This window comes from Oleiphilus sp. HI0123, assembly GCF_001635315.1.
The window spans coordinates 1-642 of sequence record NZ_LWGE01000916.1; the positions used below are offsets into that span (position 1 = coordinate 1).

1 protein-coding gene is annotated in these 642 nt (G+C 47.2%); it reads left to right on the top strand.

Annotated features, from left to right (window positions below; all coding sequences use genetic code 11):
- A partial coding sequence (locus A3761_RS07900) for a cobaltochelatase subunit CobN (protein WP_197472960.1) occupies nucleotides 1-642 on the top strand: 642 nt, incomplete at both ends.

Consider the following 642-nt stretch of genomic DNA (forward strand, 5'->3'; position numbering starts at 1 on the left):
CCATGTTGGCAAAGTCTTTGTGTCGAGACCTATAAGAAGCTGTTTTCTGCGTTACCCGAATCGTCACAGAAAGCAGTAATAGATCAGTGGGGACAGCCAGAGGACGACAACAAGTTTCGGCAAGGGCGACTGATGATATCGGGTATTCGTTTGGGCGAGATCTTTGTTGGTATTCAACCTGCACGAGGATTCAATATTGATCTGGTCGCAAACTACCATGACCCGGATTTGATCCCACCGCACAACTACTTAGCTTTCTATTTTTGGCTGAGACATGTCTATAAGGTGGAAGCGGTGATTCATGTTGGTAAACATGGCAATCTGGAATGGTTACCCGGAAAAGGCTCGGCCTTATCATCAGAATGTTGGCCTGATATTGCGCTTGGCCCTATGCCGCATTTTTATCCGTTTATTGTGAATGACCCAGGTGAGGGTGCTCAAGCAAAGAGGCGAACCCAAGCGGCCATTATCGATCATCTAATGCCACCCATGACAAGGGCTGAAACCTATGGACCACTAGCCGAGTTAGAGTCGCTAGTCGATGAGTATTACCAGGCAATGGGAATGGACGACAAGCGCGAAGTCTATCTCCGAAAAGCGATTTTGGATCAGGTAAAAGATAGCAATGTGCTAGACGAACTT